22 protein-coding genes are annotated in these 21126 nt (G+C 40.7%); 19 read left to right on the plus strand and 3 right to left on the minus strand.

Annotated elements, in window-relative coordinates; all coding sequences use genetic code 11:
- The first annotated feature begins 40 nt into the window (after nt 1-40).
- The 9 genes from KQI22_RS08580 to KQI22_RS08620 all read left to right on the plus strand — a co-directional run bounded on the left by KQI22_RS08580 (nt 41) and on the right by KQI22_RS08620 (nt 6976).
- Nucleotides 41-412: a GntR family transcriptional regulator gene (locus KQI22_RS08580; RefSeq protein ID WP_216551668.1), complete on the plus strand. Its 372-nt coding sequence runs from the start codon at nt 41-43 to the stop codon at nt 410-412.
- A 1-nt stretch (nt 413) separates the two neighbouring features.
- Nucleotides 414-1262: an ABC transporter ATP-binding protein gene (locus KQI22_RS08585; protein ID WP_216551669.1), complete on the plus strand. Its 849-nt coding sequence runs from the start codon at nt 414-416 to the stop codon at nt 1260-1262.
- A complete protein-coding gene (locus tag KQI22_RS08590; protein ID WP_216551670.1) occupies nt 1259-1918 on the plus strand; it encodes an ABC-2 transporter permease in 660 nt (219 codons plus the stop codon). The genes KQI22_RS08585 and KQI22_RS08590 overlap by 4 nt, the downstream gene beginning before the upstream one ends.
- 91 nt (nt 1919-2009) lie before the next feature.
- On the plus strand, nt 2010-2327 hold the full coding sequence (locus KQI22_RS08595; RefSeq protein WP_216551671.1) for a PadR family transcriptional regulator: 318 nt from the start codon (nt 2010-2012) through the stop codon (nt 2325-2327).
- Nucleotides 2324-2875 (plus strand): DUF2812 domain-containing protein, encoded by a 552-nt coding sequence (locus KQI22_RS08600; protein ID WP_216551672.1) that lies wholly within the window; start codon nt 2324-2326, stop codon nt 2873-2875. The genes KQI22_RS08595 and KQI22_RS08600 overlap by 4 nt, the downstream gene beginning before the upstream one ends.
- 121 nt (nt 2876-2996) lie before the next feature.
- Nucleotides 2997-3434 (plus strand): GatB/YqeY domain-containing protein, encoded by a 438-nt coding sequence (locus KQI22_RS08605; protein ID WP_022003314.1) that lies wholly within the window; start codon nt 2997-2999, stop codon nt 3432-3434.
- Nucleotides 3435-3445: 11 nt separating this feature from the next.
- Nucleotides 3446-4771 carry an MATE family efflux transporter gene (locus tag KQI22_RS08610; RefSeq protein WP_216551673.1) on the plus strand — a complete coding sequence of 442 codons (1326 nt, stop codon included), beginning with the start codon at nt 3446-3448 and terminating at the stop codon, nt 4769-4771.
- A gap of 35 nt (nt 4772-4806) precedes the next feature.
- Entirely contained in the window at nt 4807-6159 is a 1353-nt protein-coding gene (locus KQI22_RS08615) for an MATE family efflux transporter (RefSeq protein WP_216551674.1), read from the plus strand.
- Entirely contained in the window at nt 6137-6976 is an 840-nt protein-coding gene (locus KQI22_RS08620) for a MerR family transcriptional regulator (RefSeq protein WP_216551675.1), read from the plus strand. The genes KQI22_RS08615 and KQI22_RS08620 overlap by 23 nt, the downstream gene beginning before the upstream one ends.
- Nucleotides 6977-6991: 15 nt before the next feature.
- Here the strand turns inward: KQI22_RS08620 and KQI22_RS08625 are convergent, their stop codons facing one another.
- Both KQI22_RS08625 and KQI22_RS08630 read right to left on the minus strand, forming a co-directional pair.
- Nucleotides 6992-7969, minus strand: a complete 978-nt coding sequence (locus KQI22_RS08625; RefSeq protein WP_216551676.1) for an L-2-amino-thiazoline-4-carboxylic acid hydrolase — start codon at nt 7967-7969, stop codon at nt 6992-6994.
- 10 nt (nt 7970-7979) lie between these two features.
- Complete coding sequence (locus KQI22_RS08630; protein ID WP_216551677.1) at nt 7980-8978, minus strand: L-2-amino-thiazoline-4-carboxylic acid hydrolase; 999 nt, start codon at nt 8976-8978, stop codon at nt 7980-7982.
- 223 nt (nt 8979-9201) lie between these two features.
- Between KQI22_RS08630 and KQI22_RS08635 the strand changes: the two genes are divergently transcribed.
- The 9 genes from KQI22_RS08635 to KQI22_RS08675 all read left to right on the plus strand — a co-directional run bounded on the left by KQI22_RS08635 (nt 9202) and on the right by KQI22_RS08675 (nt 18339).
- Complete coding sequence (locus tag KQI22_RS08635) at nt 9202-10389, plus strand: pyridoxal phosphate-dependent aminotransferase (protein WP_216551678.1); 1188 nt, start codon at nt 9202-9204, stop codon at nt 10387-10389.
- A gap of 1 nt (nt 10390) precedes the next feature.
- A complete protein-coding gene (locus tag KQI22_RS08640) occupies nt 10391-11299 on the plus strand; it encodes an NAD(P)-dependent oxidoreductase (protein WP_216551679.1) in 909 nt (302 codons plus the stop codon).
- Between the two features lie 14 nt (nt 11300-11313).
- Complete coding sequence (locus KQI22_RS08645; RefSeq protein WP_216551680.1) at nt 11314-13242, plus strand: S9 family peptidase; 1929 nt, start codon at nt 11314-11316, stop codon at nt 13240-13242.
- Entirely contained in the window at nt 13235-14017 is a 783-nt protein-coding gene (locus KQI22_RS08650; protein WP_216551681.1) for a serine hydrolase, read from the plus strand. The genes KQI22_RS08645 and KQI22_RS08650 overlap by 8 nt, the downstream gene beginning before the upstream one ends.
- Nucleotides 14018-14072: 55 nt before the next feature.
- Complete coding sequence (locus KQI22_RS08655; RefSeq protein WP_216551682.1) at nt 14073-14828, plus strand: helix-turn-helix domain-containing protein; 756 nt, start codon at nt 14073-14075, stop codon at nt 14826-14828.
- Between the two features lie 124 nt (nt 14829-14952).
- Nucleotides 14953-15888: an ABC transporter substrate-binding protein gene (locus tag KQI22_RS08660; RefSeq protein ID WP_216551683.1), complete on the plus strand. Its 936-nt coding sequence runs from the start codon at nt 14953-14955 to the stop codon at nt 15886-15888.
- 37 nt (nt 15889-15925) lie between these two features.
- Complete coding sequence (locus KQI22_RS08665) at nt 15926-16618, plus strand: amino acid ABC transporter permease (protein WP_216551684.1); 693 nt, start codon at nt 15926-15928, stop codon at nt 16616-16618.
- Nucleotides 16615-17352: an amino acid ABC transporter ATP-binding protein gene (locus KQI22_RS08670; RefSeq protein WP_253293571.1), complete on the plus strand. Its 738-nt coding sequence runs from the start codon at nt 16615-16617 to the stop codon at nt 17350-17352. The genes KQI22_RS08665 and KQI22_RS08670 overlap by 4 nt, the downstream gene beginning before the upstream one ends.
- Before the next feature lie 72 nt (nt 17353-17424).
- Nucleotides 17425-18339, plus strand: a complete 915-nt coding sequence (locus KQI22_RS08675; RefSeq protein ID WP_216551685.1) for an AEC family transporter — start codon at nt 17425-17427, stop codon at nt 18337-18339.
- A gap of 83 nt (nt 18340-18422) precedes the next feature.
- Here the strand turns inward: KQI22_RS08675 and mscL are convergent, their stop codons facing one another.
- Nucleotides 18423-18869, minus strand: a complete 447-nt coding sequence (gene mscL, locus KQI22_RS08680; protein ID WP_216551686.1) for a large conductance mechanosensitive channel protein MscL — start codon at nt 18867-18869, stop codon at nt 18423-18425.
- 358 nt (nt 18870-19227) lie between these two features.
- Between mscL and thrS the strand changes: the two genes are divergently transcribed.
- Nucleotides 19228-20985, plus strand: coding sequence for a threonine--tRNA ligase (thrS, locus tag KQI22_RS08685; RefSeq protein ID WP_216551687.1), 1758 nt, complete (start codon nt 19228-19230; stop codon nt 20983-20985).
- Nucleotides 20986-21126: the final 141 nt, after the last annotated feature.

Consider the following 21126-nt stretch of genomic DNA (forward strand, 5'->3'; position numbering starts at 1 on the left):
ATATACTGTTATATACTGTTTATACCGGAGGAAGTATTATATGCATATGATTATCAATAACCAGTCAATGGTACCAATTTACGAACAGATCATGGAGCAGATCAAGAAAGCGATCGCTTCGGGTGAACTATCGGAAGGAAGTATGCTGCCTTCCGTCAGAGGGCTTGCAGCAGAGCTTAGGATCAGCGCACTGACAGTCAAAAAGGCTTATGACAGGCTGGAAGAAGAGGGACTTACCGTCACCGTGCATGGCAAGGGGACCTTTGTTACAGAAACGAATCAGGAGCTTGTGAAAGAACAGCAGCGTATGACGGCAGAGCAGGAACTGCAGAAAGCAGTGGAAAAGGCACTGCGCGGTGGTCTGACAAAGCAGGAACTTAGAGATCTGTTTGAAATGATAATGGAGGAGTAACATGCTAAAACTTACAAATGTACATAAAAAGTATAAGGATTTTACCCTGGACTGCAGTATGGACCTGCTGCCGGGCAGGATCACCGGACTGATCGGCAGAAACGGAGCAGGCAAATCAACAACTTTTAAAGTGGCACTGGGACTTGTCAGACCGGATGGCGGAGATGCAGAAGTGTTTGGTAAGCCTGTGGAAATGCTGACAGCGCAGGACAAACAGCGGATCGGCGTCGCATTTGCGGACGCAGGATTCAGCGAATATTTAACGATTACGGATATTGCACCGGTTCTTGCAGCGATGTATCCGTCAGTGACGGAAAAAGCGTTTTTGGAGCAGTGCAGCCGGATGGAACTGCCGCTTCAGAAAAAGATCAAGGAATTTTCGACAGGTATGCGTGCAAAGTTAAAAGTGCTGATTGCCCTTAACCATGAGGCGGATCTGCTGATCCTAGATGAGCCGACAGTCGGACTGGATGTGGTAGCCAGAGAAGAAGTGCTTGCCATGATCAGGGAATATATGGCAGCGCATGAGCAGGCGGGAATCCTGATCAGTTCCCATATTGCTACGGATCTGGAAAGTCTTTGTGATGATCTGTATCTGATCTGTGACGGAAAGATCGTTCTGCATGAAGATACGGATGTGCTTCTTTCCGCATATGCCCTTCTGAAAGTACCGGAGGATAGGTATCAGACACTGGATAAGCAGTACATTTTACGCAGTAAAAAGGAAAGCTACGGTTATGCGTGTCTGACGGACAAAAAACAGTATTACCGTGAAAACGAACCGGATCTGGTCATGGAAAACGGAAGTATCGATGAACTGATCCTGATGATGAACGGAGGCAGAGAATGAAAGGATTATTGATAAAGGATTATAAATTGTTAATGCTGCAGAAAAGGACTTTTCTGCTAATGGTGCTCGTTGCAGTCTGTATGAATTTTGCCATGCGGGAAAATGCATTATTTATTATCGGTTATCTCACGTTTTTTGCCGCACTTGTGGCAAATACAACCTTGTCTTATGACGAGTATGGAAACGGCGTTCTTTTCCTGCTGACACTGCCTGTTACAGGGAAAACGTATGTCAGAAGTAAATATGTGGGAAATCTGTTATTGCTCCTGACTTTCTGGCTTGCAAGTGCTGTACTGGAAGCAGTTTTGTATACAGTACAGGGCATGCAGTTTTTCACGACAGAGACGATGATAGGCATATGTTCCATTCTCCCATGTTCTCTTATTTTTGTAGATTTTATGATACCGCTTGTCCTTCGTTTCGGGCAGGAAAAAGGAAAGCTGGTATGGGCAGCGGTCGGTGGTCTGATTTTTGTGATAATAGCAGCTCTGAAAGCCCTGTCAGAAGCCGGCAGACTGGAAGCGTTGAAACAGCTGTTTGGTAAAATGGCACAGCACGGTGTGATAATGACAGTCTGCATTATTGTACTGTCGTTGCTGGGGCTGGCTGTTTCCTATAGCTTTAGTGTAAAGGTCATGGAAAAGAAATCCTTCTAAAAAATAGTTGACATTTATATCGTAGTGCGATATAGTGGTTATATCGAAGTGCGATACATCGCAATGCAAAGTATCGAAGGAAAGGATTACTATGGACGCACATATAAAAAAAGTATATGTTCCGATGACGGAAACAGGATTTTATATTTTACTGTGTCTGCGCCAGCCAGGCCATGGCTATGGAATCGTGCAGCAGGTGCGGAAGATGACAAACGAGGAACTGGTGCTGGCTCCCGGGACGATGTATGGCAGTCTTTCCAAGATGGAAAAGGACGGACTGATCCGGTGTATCGCCGAGGAAGAAAAGCGAAAGATCTATCAGATCACAGACCTCGGAACAGAGGTCCTGGAACTGGAACTGAAACGGATCGAGCGGTTGTATCAGAATGCGAGGGAGGCATTATCATGAAAGAGAAGAAGACAGAATTCAAGATTTTTACAATATCACAGTATGAAAAGGAAGCAGCTTATCTGCGCAGAATGCGTCAGAGCGGCTGGAAGATCACAGCGATCAGATTCCCGGGCTTTTACACCTTTGAAGCATGTGAGCCGGAGGATGTCGTTTATCAACTGGATTACAACAGAGACAGTGCAGCCAATAAAGAGGAATATGTACAGATGTTTGCAGACTGTGGCTGGAACTATTTATTCGATTTTGTAGATTACAGCTATTTCTGCAAGCCTGCAGCAGCGTTTCAGGGGGCTGAGGAGAAAAGTATTTTCTGTGATGATGCATCAAGACTGGATATGATGAAGCGGATCGCCCTTGGCAGACTGCTTCCGCTGTTTGTCATATTTACCGCTATTATACTTCCGCAATTCTGGATGCACTTTTACACACTGGATACACATCCTGTGATGGGTATTATGTATATTGCATTATTTGTTTTATATTGTGTCATCTTTCTTGTTTATGGGATCCACTATTATACATTTAAGAAAAAGATAGGCAAATAGGAGTAAAAAGCCTCTGTTCAATGCAGCCGATCAGGCGTATACTTGATATGGATGCAGATTTGTTTCACAAGTGAAATAAGAAGAAGCCATGCATAATGGCTGAAAACAGGAGGTAAACAAAATGACGATCGAACAATTACAAAAAGATATGATGGCTGCCATGAAGGCACATGACAAGGAAAGAAAGGATGCAATCTCTTCTCTGGTTTCCGCAGTCAAGAAAAATGCGATCGATGCAGGCTGCAGAGATGCAATCCCGGAAGATATGGTAAACAGCACGATCTTAAAAGAGCTGAAAACCGTACAGGAGCAGATCGATACCTGCCCGAAGGACAGAACAGAACTGATCGCAGAGTACCAGAAGCGTCATGATATCATGCAGGAGTATGCACCGAAGCTTCTTTCCAAAGAAGAAGTACAGAAGATCGTGACAGAGCAGTTTGCAGAAGTACTTGCAACAAAAAATAAAGGTCAGATCATGAAGACTGTTATGCCGCATCTGAAAGGCAAAGCTGATGGTAAAGTGATCAACGAGGTTATCACGGAATTAACGAAATAAGGATACTTACGATGGATCTTACAAATGGATCGATTACAACAAAAATCATAAAATTTTCCCTGCCACTCATGTTAGGCAATCTGCTGCAGCAGATGTACAATATCGCCGACACATGGGTGGTAGGTCGCGTTCTGGGAGCGGATGCGCTGGCAGCAGTCGGATCTTCTTATACACTGATGGTCTTTCTGACTTCTATCCTGCTGGGACTGTGTATGGGAAGCGGTGTCGCGATCTCCATGCAATACGGAAAACGTGCGCAGGATAGCATGCGGCGGAGCGTTTTTATGTCCTTTCTGCTGATCCTGAGCATATCTGTGGTATTGAATGTCCTTGTATATGTGGGAATGGACGGCATTTTGTGGATCCTGCGGATCCCCGCAGAAGTAACAGGACTGATGAAGGATTATCTGCTGCTCATTTTTGCAGGAATTCTTGCAACTTTTCTGTATAATTATTGTGCGAATGTACTGCGGGCAGTCGGCAATTCCGTTGTACCACTTGTTTTCCTGGGCATCTCCTCTGTTTTGAATGTGGGACTGGATCTGTTTTTTGTGATCTGTCTGCAGATGGGCGTGCAGGGAGCGGCTCTGGCAACGGTCATAGCGCAGTATGTTTCAGGGCTTGGCATTCTGGCATATACGTGCCTGCGGTTTCGCTGGCTCCTGCCGAAGCGGGAGGACTGCCACTGGGAAAAAGAAGGCTTGTTGTCTATCTGCAACCTGTCTTTTCTGACCTGCCTGCAACAGTCGATCATGAATTTTGGTATTCTGATGGTGCAGGGACTGGTAAACAGTTTCGGAACTGCTATTATGGCAGCATTTGCCGCAGCAGTGAAGATCGATTCTTTTGCCTACATGCCGGTGCAGGACTTCGGGAATGCATTTTCAACCTTTGTAGCACAAAATTACGGAGCGGGAAAAGATGACCGGATCCACAAGGGCGTAAAAAGCGCGGTACTGACATCTTCTCTGTTCTGTCTTTTTGTCAGCGGACTCGTCTTTCTGTTTGCGAAGGAACTGATGCAGATCTTTATCGATGCATCACAGACAGAGATCATCCGGGAAGGTGTCCGGTATTTGCGGATAGAAGGAAGCTGCTATATCGGGATCGGTATCTTGTTCCTGCTGTACGGTTACTATCGGGCGATCAATAAACCACTTTTATCCGTGATCCTGACGATCGCTTCTCTCGGAACCCGTGTTCTTCTGGCGTATATTCTTTCTGCGATCCCGCAGATCGGCGTAACAGGCATCTGGGTTTCCGTTCCGATCGGATGGGCACTCGCGGATCTGATCGGCTTTGCAGCTATGCAAAAATATTCCTTGACCTTACAATAATTGTAAGGTTTAATATTCGTGTGGGAGGAATAAAGATGAAAAAAGATCTAACCACAGGAAATGTATTTCAGACAATTTTATATTTTGCACTGCCATACCTGCTGTCGTATTTTCTGCAGACATTATACGGAATGGCAGATCTGTATATTATCGGACGGTTTAACGGTGTGGCAGCAACGACGGCTGTATCGATCGGCAGTCAGGTGATGCATATGCTGACGGTCATCATCGTCGGACTTGCCATGGGAACAACGGTAGCGGTGGGTCGTGCCATTGGAGCGAAAAAAACGGATGAAGCAGCGCTGGCGATCGGCAATACGGTGACACTGTTTATGATCGTTTCTGTTGTATTTACCCTTGGTTTACTGCTTCTGTTAAAACCTATCGTTGTGCTGATCAGTACGCCGCAGGAAGCGGTGCAGGGAACGATACAGTATTTGTTTGTCTGCTTTATCGGGATTCCGTTTATTACAGCCTATAACATCATCAGCTCAATCTTCCGCGGGCTCGGAGATTCCAAAAGCCCGATGTATTTCGTTGCGGTCGCGTGCGTGGCAAATATCGGACTGGATTATCTGTTTATCGGTGCCATGTCCATGGGACCTGTCGGAGCGGCACTTGGTACGACATTGGCACAGACATTGAGTGTCGTGATCTCGCTTGCAGCGATTCGCAGAAAGCAGATCGGTGTTCATCTGACAAAGAAGGATTTCAAGCCGCAGATGTCTGTCATGAAAATGCTGCTTGCTATCGGCGTTCCGGTCGCGCTGCAGGACGGTTTTATCCAGGTGGCATTTATCGTTATCACGATCATTGCAAACCAGCGTGGCTTAAATCCGGCGGCAGCGGTCGGTATTGTTGAGAAATTTATCAGCGCGGCATTTATCGTACCGTCTTCGATGCTGGCAACGGTATCGGCACTTGCAGCGCAGAATATTGGTGCGGACAAGCATGACAGGGCAGCAAAGACGTTGTATACGGCAATGCTGATAACAAGCGTATACGGCATTTTGATTGGGCTTGTGACAGAAGCGGCAGCAGAGTATATTCTGGGATTTTTCACAAAGGATGCAGTCGTGATCGTACTGGGCAGTCAATATCTGCGTGCTTATATCTGGGATGCTTTTCTGGCAGGGTTCCAGTTCTGCTTTACCGGTTATTTCTGTGCTTACGGACTGTCCTATATTGGGTTTATCCACAATGTGCTTGCGATTGTACTGGTGCGTATTCCCGGGGCATATTTTACCTCAAAGTGGTTCCCTGATACGCTGTTCCCTATGGGACTGGCAGCACCGGCGGGGTCGCTTTTATCTACACTCATCTGTATTGTGTTCTTTATCCGGCTGAAGAAAAGGAAGATCATTTATGGAAGAAACGAAGCTGTTTAAAATCGGAGAAGTGGCAAAAATGCTGCATGTCAGTATGGGCACCCTGCGCCACTACGAGCAGGCGGGCTTACTGACACCGGAATATGTGGACAAGAAAACAGGCTACCGGTATTACGGGGCAAGACAGCTTGAGGTTTTAAACACGATCCGGTATCTGCGTGTGCTGGATATGCCATTGCCTCAGATTGCAGATTTTCTGCAAAACAGGGACGTGGAGGTCATGCGGGAAAAACTGCTCTGGCAAAAGGAGATGATCCGGGAAAAGAAACGGGAGCTGGAGCTTGCAGAGCGCAAGATCGATCACCGGCTGGAGCGTTTAAACGAAGCGGTGCAGGCAACGCTGGAAGAGATCACGACAGATCGGATACCGGCGGGCAGACTTGTCTGGATCCGGGATAAGCTGCAGCTAAGTTCTTATCTGGATCTGGAATATTCGATCCGCAGACTGGAAGAAAATCAGAAGGAAACGCTCGTCTTTTTGGGAAAAGTCGGTGTAGGGATCACAAAAGAAAGCCTCGCAAAAGGCAGATTTTCAGATTATGAGCTGGTATTTCTGCTGCTGGATGAGGAAGATGTCTATGAAGGGGAAACGGAAACATTCCCCGAAATGGATTGTGTGATGATGCGGTTTCGAGGGAGCCATAAGGAAGCACCGGCTCACTATGAGAAGCTGCTTGCTTATATGAAAGAGAATAAGCTGGAAGCAACCGGTTTTTCCCGGGAGATCACGCTGATCGATAATGGACTGACGGATGATCCTGAAAAGTTTGTCACTGAGATCAGGATACCCGTCAGAAATACCGGCAATGCAGGATAGACCTAAGCTGCTTTTTTATCTGATATCATCGGAATGATAATGCAGGTAGCCATTCCACATATATTGCCCCATATAGGTATCATATAGAGCCGCCGGATTTTGTGTATAATGGCAATGGTAATTGTTTTCTAAAAGCATCCAGATGTTTCTGGAATGTTGGGAATACATTGCCGGGTAGCTTTTGGTCAGATCTCTTTTGATAATATAGGCTGGGTAGTCAAAATATTTCAAAAAGGATTCTTCAGAGATAGGATGTCCTGTTTGCTCATGGATATAGGCAAGAAGTTTTCCACGATATTGTCCATATGTGCGCAAAGCATCAGCAGTGCAGTTTATCCCCTTGTCACCAAATGATTCAATCAGTTGTCGAGACAGGAAAAAGTACAGCAGAGAATAGATTGTGTTCATGACATATAGCCCATCATCATAATGCCACTCTAGTGTTTTTACATTTTGAAATGGACAGGAGATAGCATGGGTTGGATTTTCAATCCATTTGGTGATAAAGGAGCATTTTTCATCTCCTTGTACTATAATCTTAGGAAGTGTCATTTCCATGTGAGTGTTATAGCCCTGCCACATGGCGGGATGAAAATTATCACAGTAGATTTTTCCAATTGGTGAACATTCTTGAAGGGGAATATCATCCAACCATTTCCATATATTACTGAAATGACAGGCATAAAATTCTTCTTCTGCAGTGTGTTTATCTAAATGAATATATTTTTGTTTCGTTCTTGGATCACGTGGTAGATCGTAATGACCATAAAAATTTTCAACATTTCGTTCAAGCCCATGGCTTTCCTGCTCTATTGCCAGCAGACCACCTCTATAGTGACCGTATTCCTTACATGCATCTGCAATACTTTGTTTTCCTTCTGTACCAAAGCAGATAACGGCTTGTTTGGTTATAAAGTAAAACATTAGGATGTATAAGTTTTCCATAATACTTACCTGATCGGTATAATTCCAATCCATATCTTTTATTTTCATAAAATCTCCTTTATTTCTCCTGTGTTTTGAGGAACATAATTTTGTTGAAATGATCTGTTGATGTAGTATTGACCTTAAATGGGATACCGTAACCATTTAATAAAGCATTATAGATGGTTTCATAATATATATTTCCTACATTCCAGGCATCATATGTATCAAACATTTCAGCGAGCGGATCGCGGATTATATGGAGACATATTGTATCCATAGTTTTTGTTTTTTCCATTTTATATCTAGGATCAAGAAAAATATCACCTTGTTCTAAAAAGTTTGTAAGTGTAAAAGGAATACTTTCGCGCCGATGCAATTCACGCATACGTTCTCCACGATGAAATCCAAAACGATAGATTGCTTCTTTTAGCGTTTTTTCATCAAGATCTTCTAATATTGCTTTCCCCATATGAATTAACATGAGACCGAAGATTGTATGTATAGAAGCAATCAGATTACCTTCAAAATCATCCCATGACTGTAACTGATAAGGAGCAAGAGGGTAAGGTTTCTGGTTACATTTTCTACAATAGATATAGAAACGACAACAATCTCCACCATTTGTCAGTGTTTCACAGAGATTGACCTGCATGGCCGGATCATATCCACCATAAATACGATGGTGTACTTCCTCACAAAAAATAAAGCCAATCTTATGACCATCTGGTAAACAGCCCCACATATCAGCATCTGGACAACATGTATAGATCATTTTATCAGATTCCTCAGACAACTCTGTTTTAATTTTTGAAGGATCAAATCTGGGATCATTCATTAAATCATAGTGTTCAGACATGGAAATGAGATTGGCTGGAAGTCCCAAAGAGTCTGTAATACCGCGCATACGAACGCCTCTTGCCTGTCCATAGTCACGTACCCCGTGCCGGGCAGCAGCTTCACCTTTTTCACCACATAGGTCAATACAAGTTTTGGTAAGAAAATAAAATAATCCTACCCAATAAAATTGCTGTTTTTCTGCCGGATCTTTTTCGATATATTGTGTTTCAGAAATCATGATATCAACCTCCTTTTTACGTATTATAGGAGCCGGAATGAAAAAATAATTGTAAAAAATGAACTAGGAATGGCTATAAATTTTATTTATAAGGTTATAATTGAAAAAAATTTGAAGTGAAAAAAAATATGTGATAATATACGGAAAAATTAAAAAATTTGTCAAGATAAAGGAGTCATTTGCAGGTGTGCAAAGACTCTTTTTTTATAGAAGGAGGAAAAAAATGGTTTTTAAAAGAGTAGATCAGATTGCTGCATCTAAAACAATGGAATTTACTGCAAGAGTAAAGAATATGATAAGGAATGGCGTGGATGTTATAGACTTTAGTGTAGGTGAGCCGGATTTTCAGACTCCGGATTTTATTAAGAAAGCAGGAAAAAAAGCTATTGATGAAAATCATACGAAATATACAGCAGTAAATGGAATTGTAGAGTTAAGAAAAGCAATTGCAAGAAAACTTGAAATAGAAAACAATGTTTCTTATACAGAAGAACAGATCTGCGTGGGAACAGGTGCAAAGCAGCCGCTTTTTAATGCTGTATTTACAGTTTGCGATGAGGGTAGTGAAGTAATTATACCAACACCGAGTTGGGTTAGCTATGAAGAAATGGTGAAGCTGGCAGGTGGCATTCCTGTTTTTGTGCCATGCAATGATAAAAATGGATTTGGGTTGGATATTTCTGAAATTGAAAAAGTGATTACAGAAAGAACTCGCGCGATTATTATTAATTCACCGAACAATCCAACTGGAGCAGTGTATGGAGAAAAGGAACTTCGGAAATTAGGAGAATTGGCCATAAAACATGATTTTTATATTATTAGCGATGAAGTTTATGAAAAACTTGTATTTGAGGGAAAATTTTGTTCAGTTGCATCGTTGTCACCGCAAATAAAGGAGCATTGTATTTTGATCAATGGACTCTCAAAATCTTATGCAATGACAGGCTGGAGAATTGGCTATGCAGCAGCCGCAGAAAAAGTGATAAATGCGATGAAAAAAATACAAAGTCATACAACATCTGCGAGCAATTCAATTACACAGTATGCTGCGCTTGCAGCCTATGAGGAGGATCCGGATAAAGTGAAGTATATGGTAGATTCCTACAGAGATAGAAGAAATTATATATTACATAGAATTTCAGAGATGAATTTTGTACAGGCATCAAAAGCAAGTGGAACTTTTTATGTGTTTTTGAATATTGAAAAATTATTGGGAAGAACATACAGAGGAGAGACAATTATTTCTTCTATGCAGCTTGCGCAGTTATTACTGATACATGCACATATAGCTGTAATCGCGGGGGAGGCTTTTCATGCATCTAATTATGTGCGAATCTGTTATGCGGTTTCACAAGAGGACATTGCAAATGGGATGAATCGTTTGGATAAATTCTTAAAAGAGGTGATATAAAATGAAAAAGGTGTTTTTGAGGGATGAGATTCATTACGAAGCTTTGAAGCAATTAGAGAAAAATGTACAGATCATAAATGATTGGGACAAGATAGAAGATGTGGATGCAATTCTTGTTCGTAAAATAAAAGTCCCAGATGAAGTCATTTTAAACTCAAAAAAACTGAAGGTGATTGGATTTCATGGAAGTGGAATGAATGGTATAAATCTAGATCTTGCAAGGCAAAAGGGAGTGGATGTATTTGCAGTTCCGGGGCTTAATGCACAGTCCGTGGCAGAACTAAATGTTGCTCTTGCATTGGATATTGCACATATGGTTACATGGTCTGCCTGTGATATAAAACAGGGAATTAGCATGCAGGATGGGCTTCATCGATTCCGAGGACATGAATTAAGTGGGAAAGTTGCCGGTATTATTGGAATGGGAGCAGTCGGAAAAAGAACAGCGCAAATACTGCGAGATGCTTTTCAGATGCGGGTATACGGATATGCAAGATCTTTCACTGATGAAAAAGCGGAAGAACTTCATATTCAATGTGCAAAATCCATGGATGAATTACTGGAGTGTGCAGATTTCATATTCCTGGCCATTCCATACACGACGCAGACTAGAGATATGATTAGTTACAAGGAACTGCTAAAAATGAAGAAAACGGCATACTTAATCAATACAGCAAGAGGCGGAATTGTAAATGAAGAGGATCTGTGCAGAGCATTAAAAGAAGGTCAGATTTCAGGCGCTGGTTTTGATGTATTTAAGGAGGAACCGGTAAGGGTGGAGAATCCGCTGCATAGATTTCCTAATTTTATATCTACACCACATATTGCAGGAAATAGTGAGGAAGCATTATATCGAGTTGGAATGGGTGTTGTAGATGGAATTTTGCAAAGGCTGCAAATCCTTTCATAGAAGGAGTGGAATTCATGAAGACAATAGATATCAAAACAATAATAGAGTCAGAGATACCTCAGAAAATATTATGCAGCAAAGAAACGGAGGACATATATCTTCAGTTTCGCGTAACAGAAAATGCGGTGTACAAAAATGTCATAAAGAAATGGAATCAACAGGAAGGTATTTTTGTGTATGTGACTGATGGTGAGAATGCAGTACTTTCCCCGTCTGGTCGCTGGCTGGCATTTTCAAGAAGGCAGGAAGCGGAGAATGCTATATTTCTGCTAAATACAAGGACGGGGGGAATAAAAAGAATAACATCCTGCGTAAGACCAGATGATATGCAGTGGTCGGCAGATGAAAAAAAACTTTTATTTACATGTGCTTGCTTTCAGAAAAGGCAGCCAGAAGATGTTCCTGTACTGGAAACTGCAAGATGGATGGATCGTTTGAAATTTAAAACCGATAGACTTGGATATAGTGATGGTACATTTCGGCAAATAGGGTTATACGATCTTGTCAAAAAAGAGCTGGAGATTATTACAGCAGGAAGGATAGATTATACCTGCCCGTGTTTTGTGGGAAAGGAAAAAATTGCATATGTAGCTGTACCTAATAAATCGGATAATTCTGATGAGGCTTTTTTATTTATTTACAACATGGTAAAAAAGGAGGAAAAAAAATATCGTGGACCAGGAGGCCCGATTCATCATCTGCTAGCTGTTCCTGAAAAAAATATGATTTTTGTATTAGCCCATGATAATCACTTGTGGGAGGCAACTAATTTCAGCCTGTTTCAGTTTAATATGAAGGATGAGTTATGGGAAGCATTATTAAAAAGAGAGGATTTATATCTGGGCAATTGTGTAGATAATGATACCGGATATGATAATCAGGAGTATTCTCTTTTATGGGATGCGGAAAAAGAGGAAATCATTTTTCCTATTGTTACAAATTATAAAGTTAAGCTTGCAAAGTTTTTATTAAAAGAAAAAAAGTTGGAAACGATATATGAAGAACAAGATGTGGTTTTTTTGACAGGAATGTGCAAGGAAGGAATATTAATGCTATCTTCTGCAGAAGATTGTCTGGCAAGATTGAATTTATTAATGGAAAACCAAAAGATTTGTATATGGGAGAGTAATCTGAATAGCAGACGGTATAAGTTTTCTACAAGTGAGTCATTTGAGTATTTGGATGCACAGAATAAAAAAAGAGTGGGGCATTATTTTCATACAGAGAATCCACCAAAAGGTTTGGTGTTATTGATCCATGGGGGACCGCATTATTGTTTTGGATATGATTTTTCTTTTGATATTCAATTTCTAACAGAAAATAACTATAATGTGGTGCTGTGTAATCCAACAGGAAGTATTGGTTATGGAGAATTACACGCGAAAGGAACTTATCACGATTGGGGAGGTAAGGACTACATAGAGATCATGAACTGTATTAAGACGGCACGGGAAAAATTTGCAATGGGAAAATATCCAGTTTCTGTCATGGGAGGAAGCTATGGTGGATTTATGACGAACTGGATTATTGGTCATACGGATTTTTTTTGCTGCGCAATCTCTGAACGAAGTACTTGTAACCGATATAGTCAGGCTGGAACAAGTGATTGTGCATTTCGTTATGGTATGTTTGAGTTTAATGGGACAGCATGGGAGCATCCATTACATTATATGGAACATTCACCAATCAGTTATGTGAAAAATGTTAACACGCCAGTGCTATTGTTACATGGAGACGCAGATATGAATTGTTCTATTGAACAGAGTGAAGAGTGGTTTTCAGCTTTGCGTATGGAAGGGAAAGAGGCTTATTTAGCTATTTTTCCGAAAGAATTTCATGATTATAAAGCAATTGGATCACCTGCAAGCCGCAGAGATAGATATCGTCTAATTTTATGGTGGCTTGATAAATACATGATGGAGGGAGGCCGGAAATATGCTTGAAGAGCTGAGAAAATACCTTGAACCATATCCAGAAGGGTTGGGGGTGGTAATAGAAAAACTGGATTCTGGGGAAAGACTTAATTGGCATGCTGGAGACAGGTTCCCTTCTGCCAGTTTGATTAAACTTCCTATTATGTATTGTTTTTTGGAACTTGTATCAGAAGGAAAAGAGAACTTGGAAGACATACATGTACTCAGGGAGAATGACAAGGTAGGAGAAAGCGTATATGATACGGGTATTCTACGAGATCTACATGAAGGTATTGGGCTTACTTTGGAAGATTGTATGCGACTGATGATTGATATCAGTGATGATACAGCAACAAACTTGATTATGAAGCGTATGTCCTTTTCGTATATGAATGAAAATTTTATCCGCTATGGTTTACACGAGACTATGGTGGGAAGGTATATGATGGAATATGATGGAGTGCAGAAGGGAAGAGATAATTTTACTTCGGCAAAAGATACTAATGTTTTATTAAAACTTCTTTTGGAGGGAACATATTTGTCAGGGAAGTGTAAAGAACTTGCTTTAGATGTATTGATGAAGCAGCGGGAAAATGATGGACTGAATAAATATCTGCCGCAGGAAATTGTCTATGCACATAAATGTGGCTGCATAAAACAGTATCAACTGGACCATGAATGTGGCATTTTATATAAAGATGGTAATCCATTTTTGCTATTTAATTTTTGCTCCTGTAATATTTCTGATTCAAGAAAACTGATGAATCAGTTGGGAAAAGAAATATACAACATGTATTATTCATAGAAAATCAAAAGGCGACAGATAGTCAAAGAAATTAATAACTCGGAGGTGAATCTCTATGAATTATAAAACATTTTGGTTACCGCCTAATGCGGAATATGTAGAATACATAGTCAATGATTCTTTGGTCAATAAATTTTTTGAAGTAAACAACCCGGATCGTAAGGAAATTGTAATCAATGTACCGGATGGATGTGTAAATATCTGGTTTTTATTTAAACATAATAAGTGTCATGCCAGAATTGTGGGGAGTGGGATTGAGGGTGTCCGTTCGATGGTAAGCGATACGGAAAAATGTTTTGGTGTTAAGTTTAATGCAGGGGTTCTTCCTATAAAATTGATGGATGAAGACAAATGTATTATGAATGAGAATTATGCGCTAAATCAGTATATCAATGTGGAAGAACTGGAGCATTTAATGGAAAAAAGTGAAAGCCCTGAGGATAGAATGCAGGTTTTTACAGATTACAGTGACCGTTTTGGTACAGTTATGGCAGATCAGATCACACAGATGGTAATTCAGTATATTAATGAAAAAAATGGAAATGCAGATATTAAGGTAATGGCAGATGAACTTGGCTATTGTCAGCAATATCTGAGTCGGGTGTTTAAAAAAATGGTAGGTATGCCCATGAAACAGTATGCTCGTATTGTACGAACACAATATGCGTTTTCACAGATCAAAAAGGAACCGACAGCGGAAATCTGCGATGTGTTGGGATATTATGATCAGCCGCATTTTATAAAAGAATTTAAAAAGTATTCCATGATGACGCCGAATGAGGCATATAATACAGCATATCATTTTGTGTAAGGGAAAATAAGTTAATTTTTTACAATGCAAACGAAGAAAGATATCATATAATAAAATCGTTACAAGGGTGTAATTGCAAGGAAGCAGTTGCACTCTTTATTTTTTATTTTAAGGAGGAAATTTTATGAAAAGAAAACTAATGTTAGCAGTATGTATGGCAGTGAGTACTTGCATGATTTTGGCAGGATGTGGAAACAATGCAGCTGATACAGAAACAGCAGCAGAGGATGTAATTGTTGAAGAAAGTAATACACAGGAAGAAACGGATACGGAAAGCATGGATACAGATAGTGAAGAGTCTGCAACAGATGGAGTGCAGGTAACACCACCATCTAAGCTGTTGAAGGAAGGAACTTTAACGTATGCCATCAATGCCAATTTCCCACCATATGAATATCTTGACGACGAACAGAACATAACCGGTTTTGATGTGGAATATGTACAGGCTATGGCAGATCTGATGGGACTTGATGTTGAGATTGTAGATATGCAATGGGATAACCTGATTACTTCTTTACAGGCTGGTCGTGTGGATATTGTAAATTCTGCTGTATATATTAATCCGGAAAGAGAAAAAGTAGTTGATTTTGTTCCATACATGTATATAGGTGAGATTATTCTGGTAAATGGAAATTCTGATTATGACTTTACGGATACGGATGGATTATCTGGTTTGAAGGTTGGTGTAATTACAGGGTCTATTGAAGAGACCTACTGTAATACTTTTAACGAAGAATTTGCAGAAAAAGGTATGGATCCAATCGATATCCATTCTTTACCGAGTTTAAATGATTCTTTGGTTTCACTGGCATCCGGTCAGCTTGATGCAACATTAACATCATCTGCAACAGCTGCCTACATGGAGATGGAACAGCCGGGGACTTATAAGACAGTTGCATCTTTTGCATTGGATGATGTATTAGGTATTTGTGTACAGAAAGGTGATACGGAAATGGCAGATGCACTTACCGAGTGCGCCAAGATTTTGTATGACAATGGGACCTATACGGAATTAATGAGTAAGTATGGTATTTCAGATACTATGAGTTACTGGAAATAGAATCATTATCGAAAAGTGAAATAAAAGGAATGTTACTATGACAATTCAGGGTATATGGGAAATATTTTCAACAAAAATGCTGATAGAGGGTGCGGTCATGACTTTAAAGTTGACTGCACTGTCAGAAGCATTATCCATTATAATTGGTTTTTTTCTGGCACTGATTAAGATCAGTAAATGTAAGCCGCTATCAAAAATAATTGATGTTTATATTTGGATCTTTCGTGGTTTGCCTTTGATTCTTGTTTTGATATTTGTTTATAATGTTTTTCCGCAGTGGGGAATAAAATTAAGTGTCTTTCAGGCAGCGGTCTTTTCACTTGTTTTAAATGAAACTGCTTATATGGTAGAAATTATGAGAAGTGGTCTCATGTCAGTGGATGCAGGACAAAAACGTGCTGCTAAGGTATTGGGATTAAATAATATACAGGTTTTATGGTATATTACACTGCCGCAGGCAGTACGAGTTTTAATTCCGCCAATTGGAAATAATTTGATTGGTATGCTCAAGACTTCTTCTATGGCATCTGTTATCAGCTGCGGAGATCTGATGAGGAGAGCTAATCAGATTGCAGCTTCTAATTTCAGATATGCAGAAACCTTGATAGCAGCCGGTATTTATTATCTGTTATTTTCAGCAATATTAGCATGGATTCTTCGAATTATGGAAAATCATTTTGATATCCAAATTGCAAGAACGAAGAGAAGAAAAAAAGAGGAAGCAAGATGAAACCAGTAATAATACAAGCAAAGAATGTAAAAAAAGTATACGGACATGCAACGATTTTAAAAGATGTATCTATGGATATAAGTCTGGGTGAAAAGATTGTTTTGATAGGTCCTTCCGGATCAGGAAAGTCTACACTTTTGCGCTGTATGGCAGGGTTAGAAGCTGTGGATTCAGGTTCCGTATCTTATTGCAATACACCAATCATGGACAAAAAACTTTACGAGCAGACAGACATTGGTGTGATATTCCAGTCTTTTGATCTGTTTAAACATTTGACGGCAAAGGAAAATATAATGCTTGCACCTATGAAGGTAAAACATGTATCTAAAAGTGATGCAGAAAAAAAGGCAATGGAATTGTTAGAACTTGTGCATTTGTCAGAACGTGCGGATTATTATCCGGACGAACTGTCTGGCGGACAACAGCAGCGTATTGCCATTGCAAGAGCTCTGGCAATGGAACCAAGGCTGATGTTTTTCGATGAACCTACATCTGCACTTGATCCAGAGATGACAGTGGAGGTTTTGGATATTATCGTCGAGCTGGTAAAAAAAGGAATGACTGTTTTTATTGTAACGCATGAGATGGAATTTGCTCGCAGGGTAGGAGATCGAGTGATCTTTATGGATGCTGGTGACATTATTGCGGATATGAAACCAGAGGAATTGAATCTTGAAACGGTATCAAACCCCAGAATTCGTCAGTTTTTGAGCCAGCTTAGTCAATATAATTAGATAATCTGTAAAAATGACTGAATCCGACAGCATCAAGAAACAGGAAGGAATAAAATTGGGTTATAAGAAAAGATGATAAATGTATTATTACAGCAGGTGTTTGTGATGTTTTTTTTGATATTAGTTGGTATATACTGTCGTTATCGAAGAATCGTAACTGACATCGGAAAAAAGACAATTTCAAATCTGGTGCTGTATGTGATATTACCATTTAATATTATACATGCATATCTTGTAGATCTTGAATCAGATTTCTGGATTAGTTTTTATCAGATTATTTTAGTGACTATTTTATATCAGGTTGCTGCGGGAATCATTTGTATTTGGGGTTACAAGAATGTAGAAAAGGAGAATAGATGTATTTATCAGTATGCGACGATGTGTTCCAATGCTGGCTTCATTGGAAATGCAGTCGCTGAGGCAGTATATGGACAGCTGGGGCTGATATATGCATCTATTTTTTTGATCCCACAAAGAATTATGATGTGGACAGTAGGAATCTCTTTTTTTGAAAAACAGAATAGAAAAAATGCACTTTTAAAGATTTTGACACATCCATGCATGATGGCAACGGGATTGGGAATGATTCTTCTTCTTTTTCAGATTCATTTGCCACAAGTATGTGTAAAAATGATTACAAGCGTCAGTAATTGTTGTAATGCTCTGACAATGATGTACTTGGGAATGGTATTGTATGGGATGAATATAAAAAAAGTGATAAAAAAAAGACAGTTGTATTATTCTTTTATCAGACTCGTATTAATACCAGGTGCAGTATTTATTTTGTGTAGACTGTTGAGTATAGATAGACTTGCAGCACAGGTGTGTGTCATATTAGCAGGTATGCCTGCTGGAAGCACAACAGCAATCTTGGCAACGCAATATCATAAGGATGAAGAGGAAGCAGTCGGATGTGTGTGTGGCAGTACCTTATTATCTATGTTTACTATTATTTTATGGGGATATCTTTGCTCTATGTTTTTATAGTTGAAAGGACATAATAAAAAGCCCCGGACATATCATTTTTGTGAATAAGCCGGGGCATTCTGCTGCAACCGGCAAGGCTTTATTTATTTCAGATTGCGTTTCTGCATTTCAGCTTCATCTAAAATAGAAGTACACTGCGGACAACGACATGCTTCAATGGAAATTTCGGATCTGCACATCGGACAGATTTTTGTTGTCTTGGCTTCTTCCGGCTTTTTTTCCAGAGCGGCAAGTTTTGCGGAAGCGGTGTTGATCGCTTTGACGATTACAAATACAACAAATGCCATGATCAGGAAGTTGATGATCGCGGTCAGAAATTTACCGTAGTTTAAGGTAACTTCTCCTAAGATATTCCAGGACAGCTTGTCAAAATTCATGCCGCCGAAGAGTCCTAAGATCGGGGTGATGATATCTTCTACCAGAGAAGATACGATGCTGGTAAATGCGCCGCCGATGATGATACCGACTGCCATGTCCATGACATTGCCACGACTGATGAATGCTTTGAATTCATTAAAAAATTTTTTCATGATTTATCTCCTTCTGTCATATTTTTCTATATTATAACAGAAAAAGATAAAAAATCCTATTGTGAAAACATTTCCTGCGTGGTAAAATGCATTTGAAATGGAAAAGCAATGACGGAGAGAGTAGTGCAAAGGACGCATTCAGAGAGAGCAGCAGATGCTGGAAGCTGCTTATGCAGAGCCTGTATGAAGACCACTCCCGAGCTGTGCGCAGAAGGCAGTCGCCGAAGCGTCACCGTGTAGCTGCGTTATAAGCAAAGAGTAAAAAATAAGGTGGAACCGTGTGAGAGCACCCTTAGATGCGTGTATGCGTATCAAAGGATGTTTTTTTTATGGTTCAGGATCAGGAAAGGAAACGAAAATGGTAAACTTTAAAGAAAACGAAGAGCTGAAGACACTCAACCATTCCTGCGCCCATGTCATGGCACAGGCGATCAAGCATCTGTATCCGCAGGCTAAATTCTGGGTAGGTCCTGTTGTAGCAGAAGGCTTCTACTATGATGTGGATCTTGGAGATGATGTCATCCGCGATGAAGATATCGAGAAGATCGAAAAGGAAATGAAAAAGGTCTGCAAATCCGGTAAGAGAATCGTCCGCAAGGAAATTTCCAAGGAAGAAGCAAAGGAAATGTTCAAGGATGACGAATATAAGCTGGATCTGATTGACGGTTTGGAAGATGGCAATATCACATGCTATGAGCAGGGTGATTTCACAGATCTCTGCCGTGGACCGCACGTAGAAAATGTAAAGCTTTGCCGTAACTTTAAGCTGATCAGACATTCCGGTGCTTACTGGAAGGGTGACAGCAAGAACAAAGTGCTGCAGAGAATTTACGGTGTATGTTTCCCGACACCGGAAGAACTGGAAGATCATTTAAGACTGTTAGAAGAAGCGAAAGAAAGAGATCACAGAAAGATCGGTAAAGACATGAACCTGTTCATGGTAGACGATCTGGTTGGTCGTGGCTTACCGATGTTCTTACCAAAGGGCTACACGATCTGGCAGGAGCTTGAAAATTATATCAAAGAAAAAGAAAGAAAGCTTGGTTATCTGCATGTTATGACACCATGCGTCGGAACCGTCAATCTGTATAAGACATCCGGTCACTGGGATCACTACAAAGAGAATATGTTCCCGGCGATGGAAGTAGAAGGCGAATCTTTCGTACTCCGCCCGATGAACTGCCCGCATCATATGATGATCTATGCAAACAGAATGCATTCTTATAAGGATCTGCCGATCCGTATCGGTGAGATCGCACATGACTTCCGTTTTGAAGCAAGCGGTACGTTAAAGGGTATTGAAAGAGGCAGACATTTCTGCCAGAATGATGCCCATCTGTTTGTAACACCGGAGCAGATCAAAGATGAATTTACAAGAGTAGTAGATCTGATCTTCAGCACATACAAGGATTTCGGTATCACAGATTACCGCTGTGTACTTTCTCTGCGTGATCCTGAAAATAAAGAGAAATATCACGATGATGATGAGATGTGGAATACAGCAGAAAATGCCCTGCGTGATGTTATGAACAGCATTGGTATTGAATATACGGAAGAAATCGGTGAAGCTGCTTTCTATGGACCAAAGCTGGATGTTAACGTAAAGCCTGCTGTCGGCAATGAATATACACTTTCTACCTGTCAGCTTGACTTCTGTCTGCCTGCTAAATTTAACCTGACTTACATTGATAAGGACGGCGAGAAGAAGACTCCGGTTGTACTGCACAGAGCGATTCTTGGATCTCTTGACAGATTCATGGCATATATCTTAGAGGAAACAAAGGGTAACCTGCCAACATGGCTGGCACCTGTACAGGTAAGGATCATGCCTGTTAAGACAGACAATGAAGAACTGATGGCTTATGCAAAATCCGTTCAGGAGAAGCTGGATGACAAGTACGTGAGAGTAGAGCTGGATGACAGATCCGAAAAGCTGGGCTATCGTATGCGTGAAGGACAGATCGAAAAGGTTCCGTACCTTTTGGTGATCGGCTTCAACGAAATGGAAAATCAGACAGTTTCCTACAGACTGCACGGACAGGCTGAAACGACAACAATGCCTGTAGATGAGTTTGTAGAGAAGATTGAAAATGAGATCGAACAGAAGCTGAGATAATGGCGATATAAAAAACTCCTGCAAGTGCTGCAGGAGTTTTTTTGTGTAATAGGAAACTTCGTTCCTATTACACAAAACGCTCCGCGGAGATGCGCACCTCGCGGAGTGGAAAATTATGCTACGCATCCGCTCGGGCGCGAA

The organism is Kineothrix sp. MSJ-39, assembly GCF_018917935.1.
Classification (GTDB): Bacteria; Bacillota; Clostridia; order Lachnospirales; family Lachnospiraceae; genus CAG-194.

Excerpts from the sequence above, each read along its gene's own strand:
- KQI22_RS08580 (WP_216551668.1), top strand. The coding sequence starts at position 41 with ATGCATATGATTATCAATAACCAGTCAATGGTACCAATTTACGAACAG.
- KQI22_RS08585 (WP_216551669.1), top strand. The coding sequence starts at position 414 with ATGCTAAAACTTACAAATGTACATAAAAAGTATAAGGATTTTACCCTG.
- KQI22_RS08590 (WP_216551670.1), top strand. The coding sequence starts at position 1,259 with ATGAAAGGATTATTGATAAAGGATTATAAATTGTTAATGCTGCAGAAA.
- KQI22_RS08595 (WP_216551671.1), top strand. The coding sequence starts at position 2,010 with ATGGACGCACATATAAAAAAAGTATATGTTCCGATGACGGAAACAGGA.
- KQI22_RS08600 (WP_216551672.1), top strand. The coding sequence starts at position 2,324 with ATGAAAGAGAAGAAGACAGAATTCAAGATTTTTACAATATCACAGTAT.
- KQI22_RS08605 (WP_022003314.1), top strand. The coding sequence starts at position 2,997 with ATGACGATCGAACAATTACAAAAAGATATGATGGCTGCCATGAAGGCA.
- KQI22_RS08610 (WP_216551673.1), top strand. The coding sequence starts at position 3,446 with ATGGATCTTACAAATGGATCGATTACAACAAAAATCATAAAATTTTCC.
- KQI22_RS08615 (WP_216551674.1), top strand. The coding sequence starts at position 4,807 with ATGAAAAAAGATCTAACCACAGGAAATGTATTTCAGACAATTTTATAT.
- KQI22_RS08620 (WP_216551675.1), top strand. The coding sequence starts at position 6,137 with ATGGAAGAAACGAAGCTGTTTAAAATCGGAGAAGTGGCAAAAATGCTG.
- KQI22_RS08625 (WP_216551676.1), bottom strand. The coding sequence starts at position 7,969 with ATGAAAATAAAAGATATGGATTGGAATTATACCGATCAGGTAAGTATT.
- KQI22_RS08630 (WP_216551677.1), bottom strand. The coding sequence starts at position 8,978 with ATGATTTCTGAAACACAATATATCGAAAAAGATCCGGCAGAAAAACAG.
- KQI22_RS08635 (WP_216551678.1), top strand. The coding sequence starts at position 9,202 with ATGGTTTTTAAAAGAGTAGATCAGATTGCTGCATCTAAAACAATGGAA.
- KQI22_RS08640 (WP_216551679.1), top strand. The coding sequence starts at position 10,391 with ATGAAAAAGGTGTTTTTGAGGGATGAGATTCATTACGAAGCTTTGAAG.
- KQI22_RS08645 (WP_216551680.1), top strand. The coding sequence starts at position 11,314 with ATGAAGACAATAGATATCAAAACAATAATAGAGTCAGAGATACCTCAG.
- KQI22_RS08650 (WP_216551681.1), top strand. The coding sequence starts at position 13,235 with ATGCTTGAAGAGCTGAGAAAATACCTTGAACCATATCCAGAAGGGTTG.
- KQI22_RS08655 (WP_216551682.1), top strand. The coding sequence starts at position 14,073 with ATGAATTATAAAACATTTTGGTTACCGCCTAATGCGGAATATGTAGAA.
- KQI22_RS08660 (WP_216551683.1), top strand. The coding sequence starts at position 14,953 with ATGAAAAGAAAACTAATGTTAGCAGTATGTATGGCAGTGAGTACTTGC.
- KQI22_RS08665 (WP_216551684.1), top strand. The coding sequence starts at position 15,926 with ATGACAATTCAGGGTATATGGGAAATATTTTCAACAAAAATGCTGATA.
- KQI22_RS08670 (WP_253293571.1), top strand. The coding sequence starts at position 16,615 with ATGAAACCAGTAATAATACAAGCAAAGAATGTAAAAAAAGTATACGGA.
- KQI22_RS08675 (WP_216551685.1), top strand. The coding sequence starts at position 17,425 with ATGATAAATGTATTATTACAGCAGGTGTTTGTGATGTTTTTTTTGATA.
- mscL (WP_216551686.1), bottom strand. The coding sequence starts at position 18,869 with ATGAAAAAATTTTTTAATGAATTCAAAGCATTCATCAGTCGTGGCAAT.
- thrS (WP_216551687.1), top strand. The coding sequence starts at position 19,228 with ATGGTAAACTTTAAAGAAAACGAAGAGCTGAAGACACTCAACCATTCC.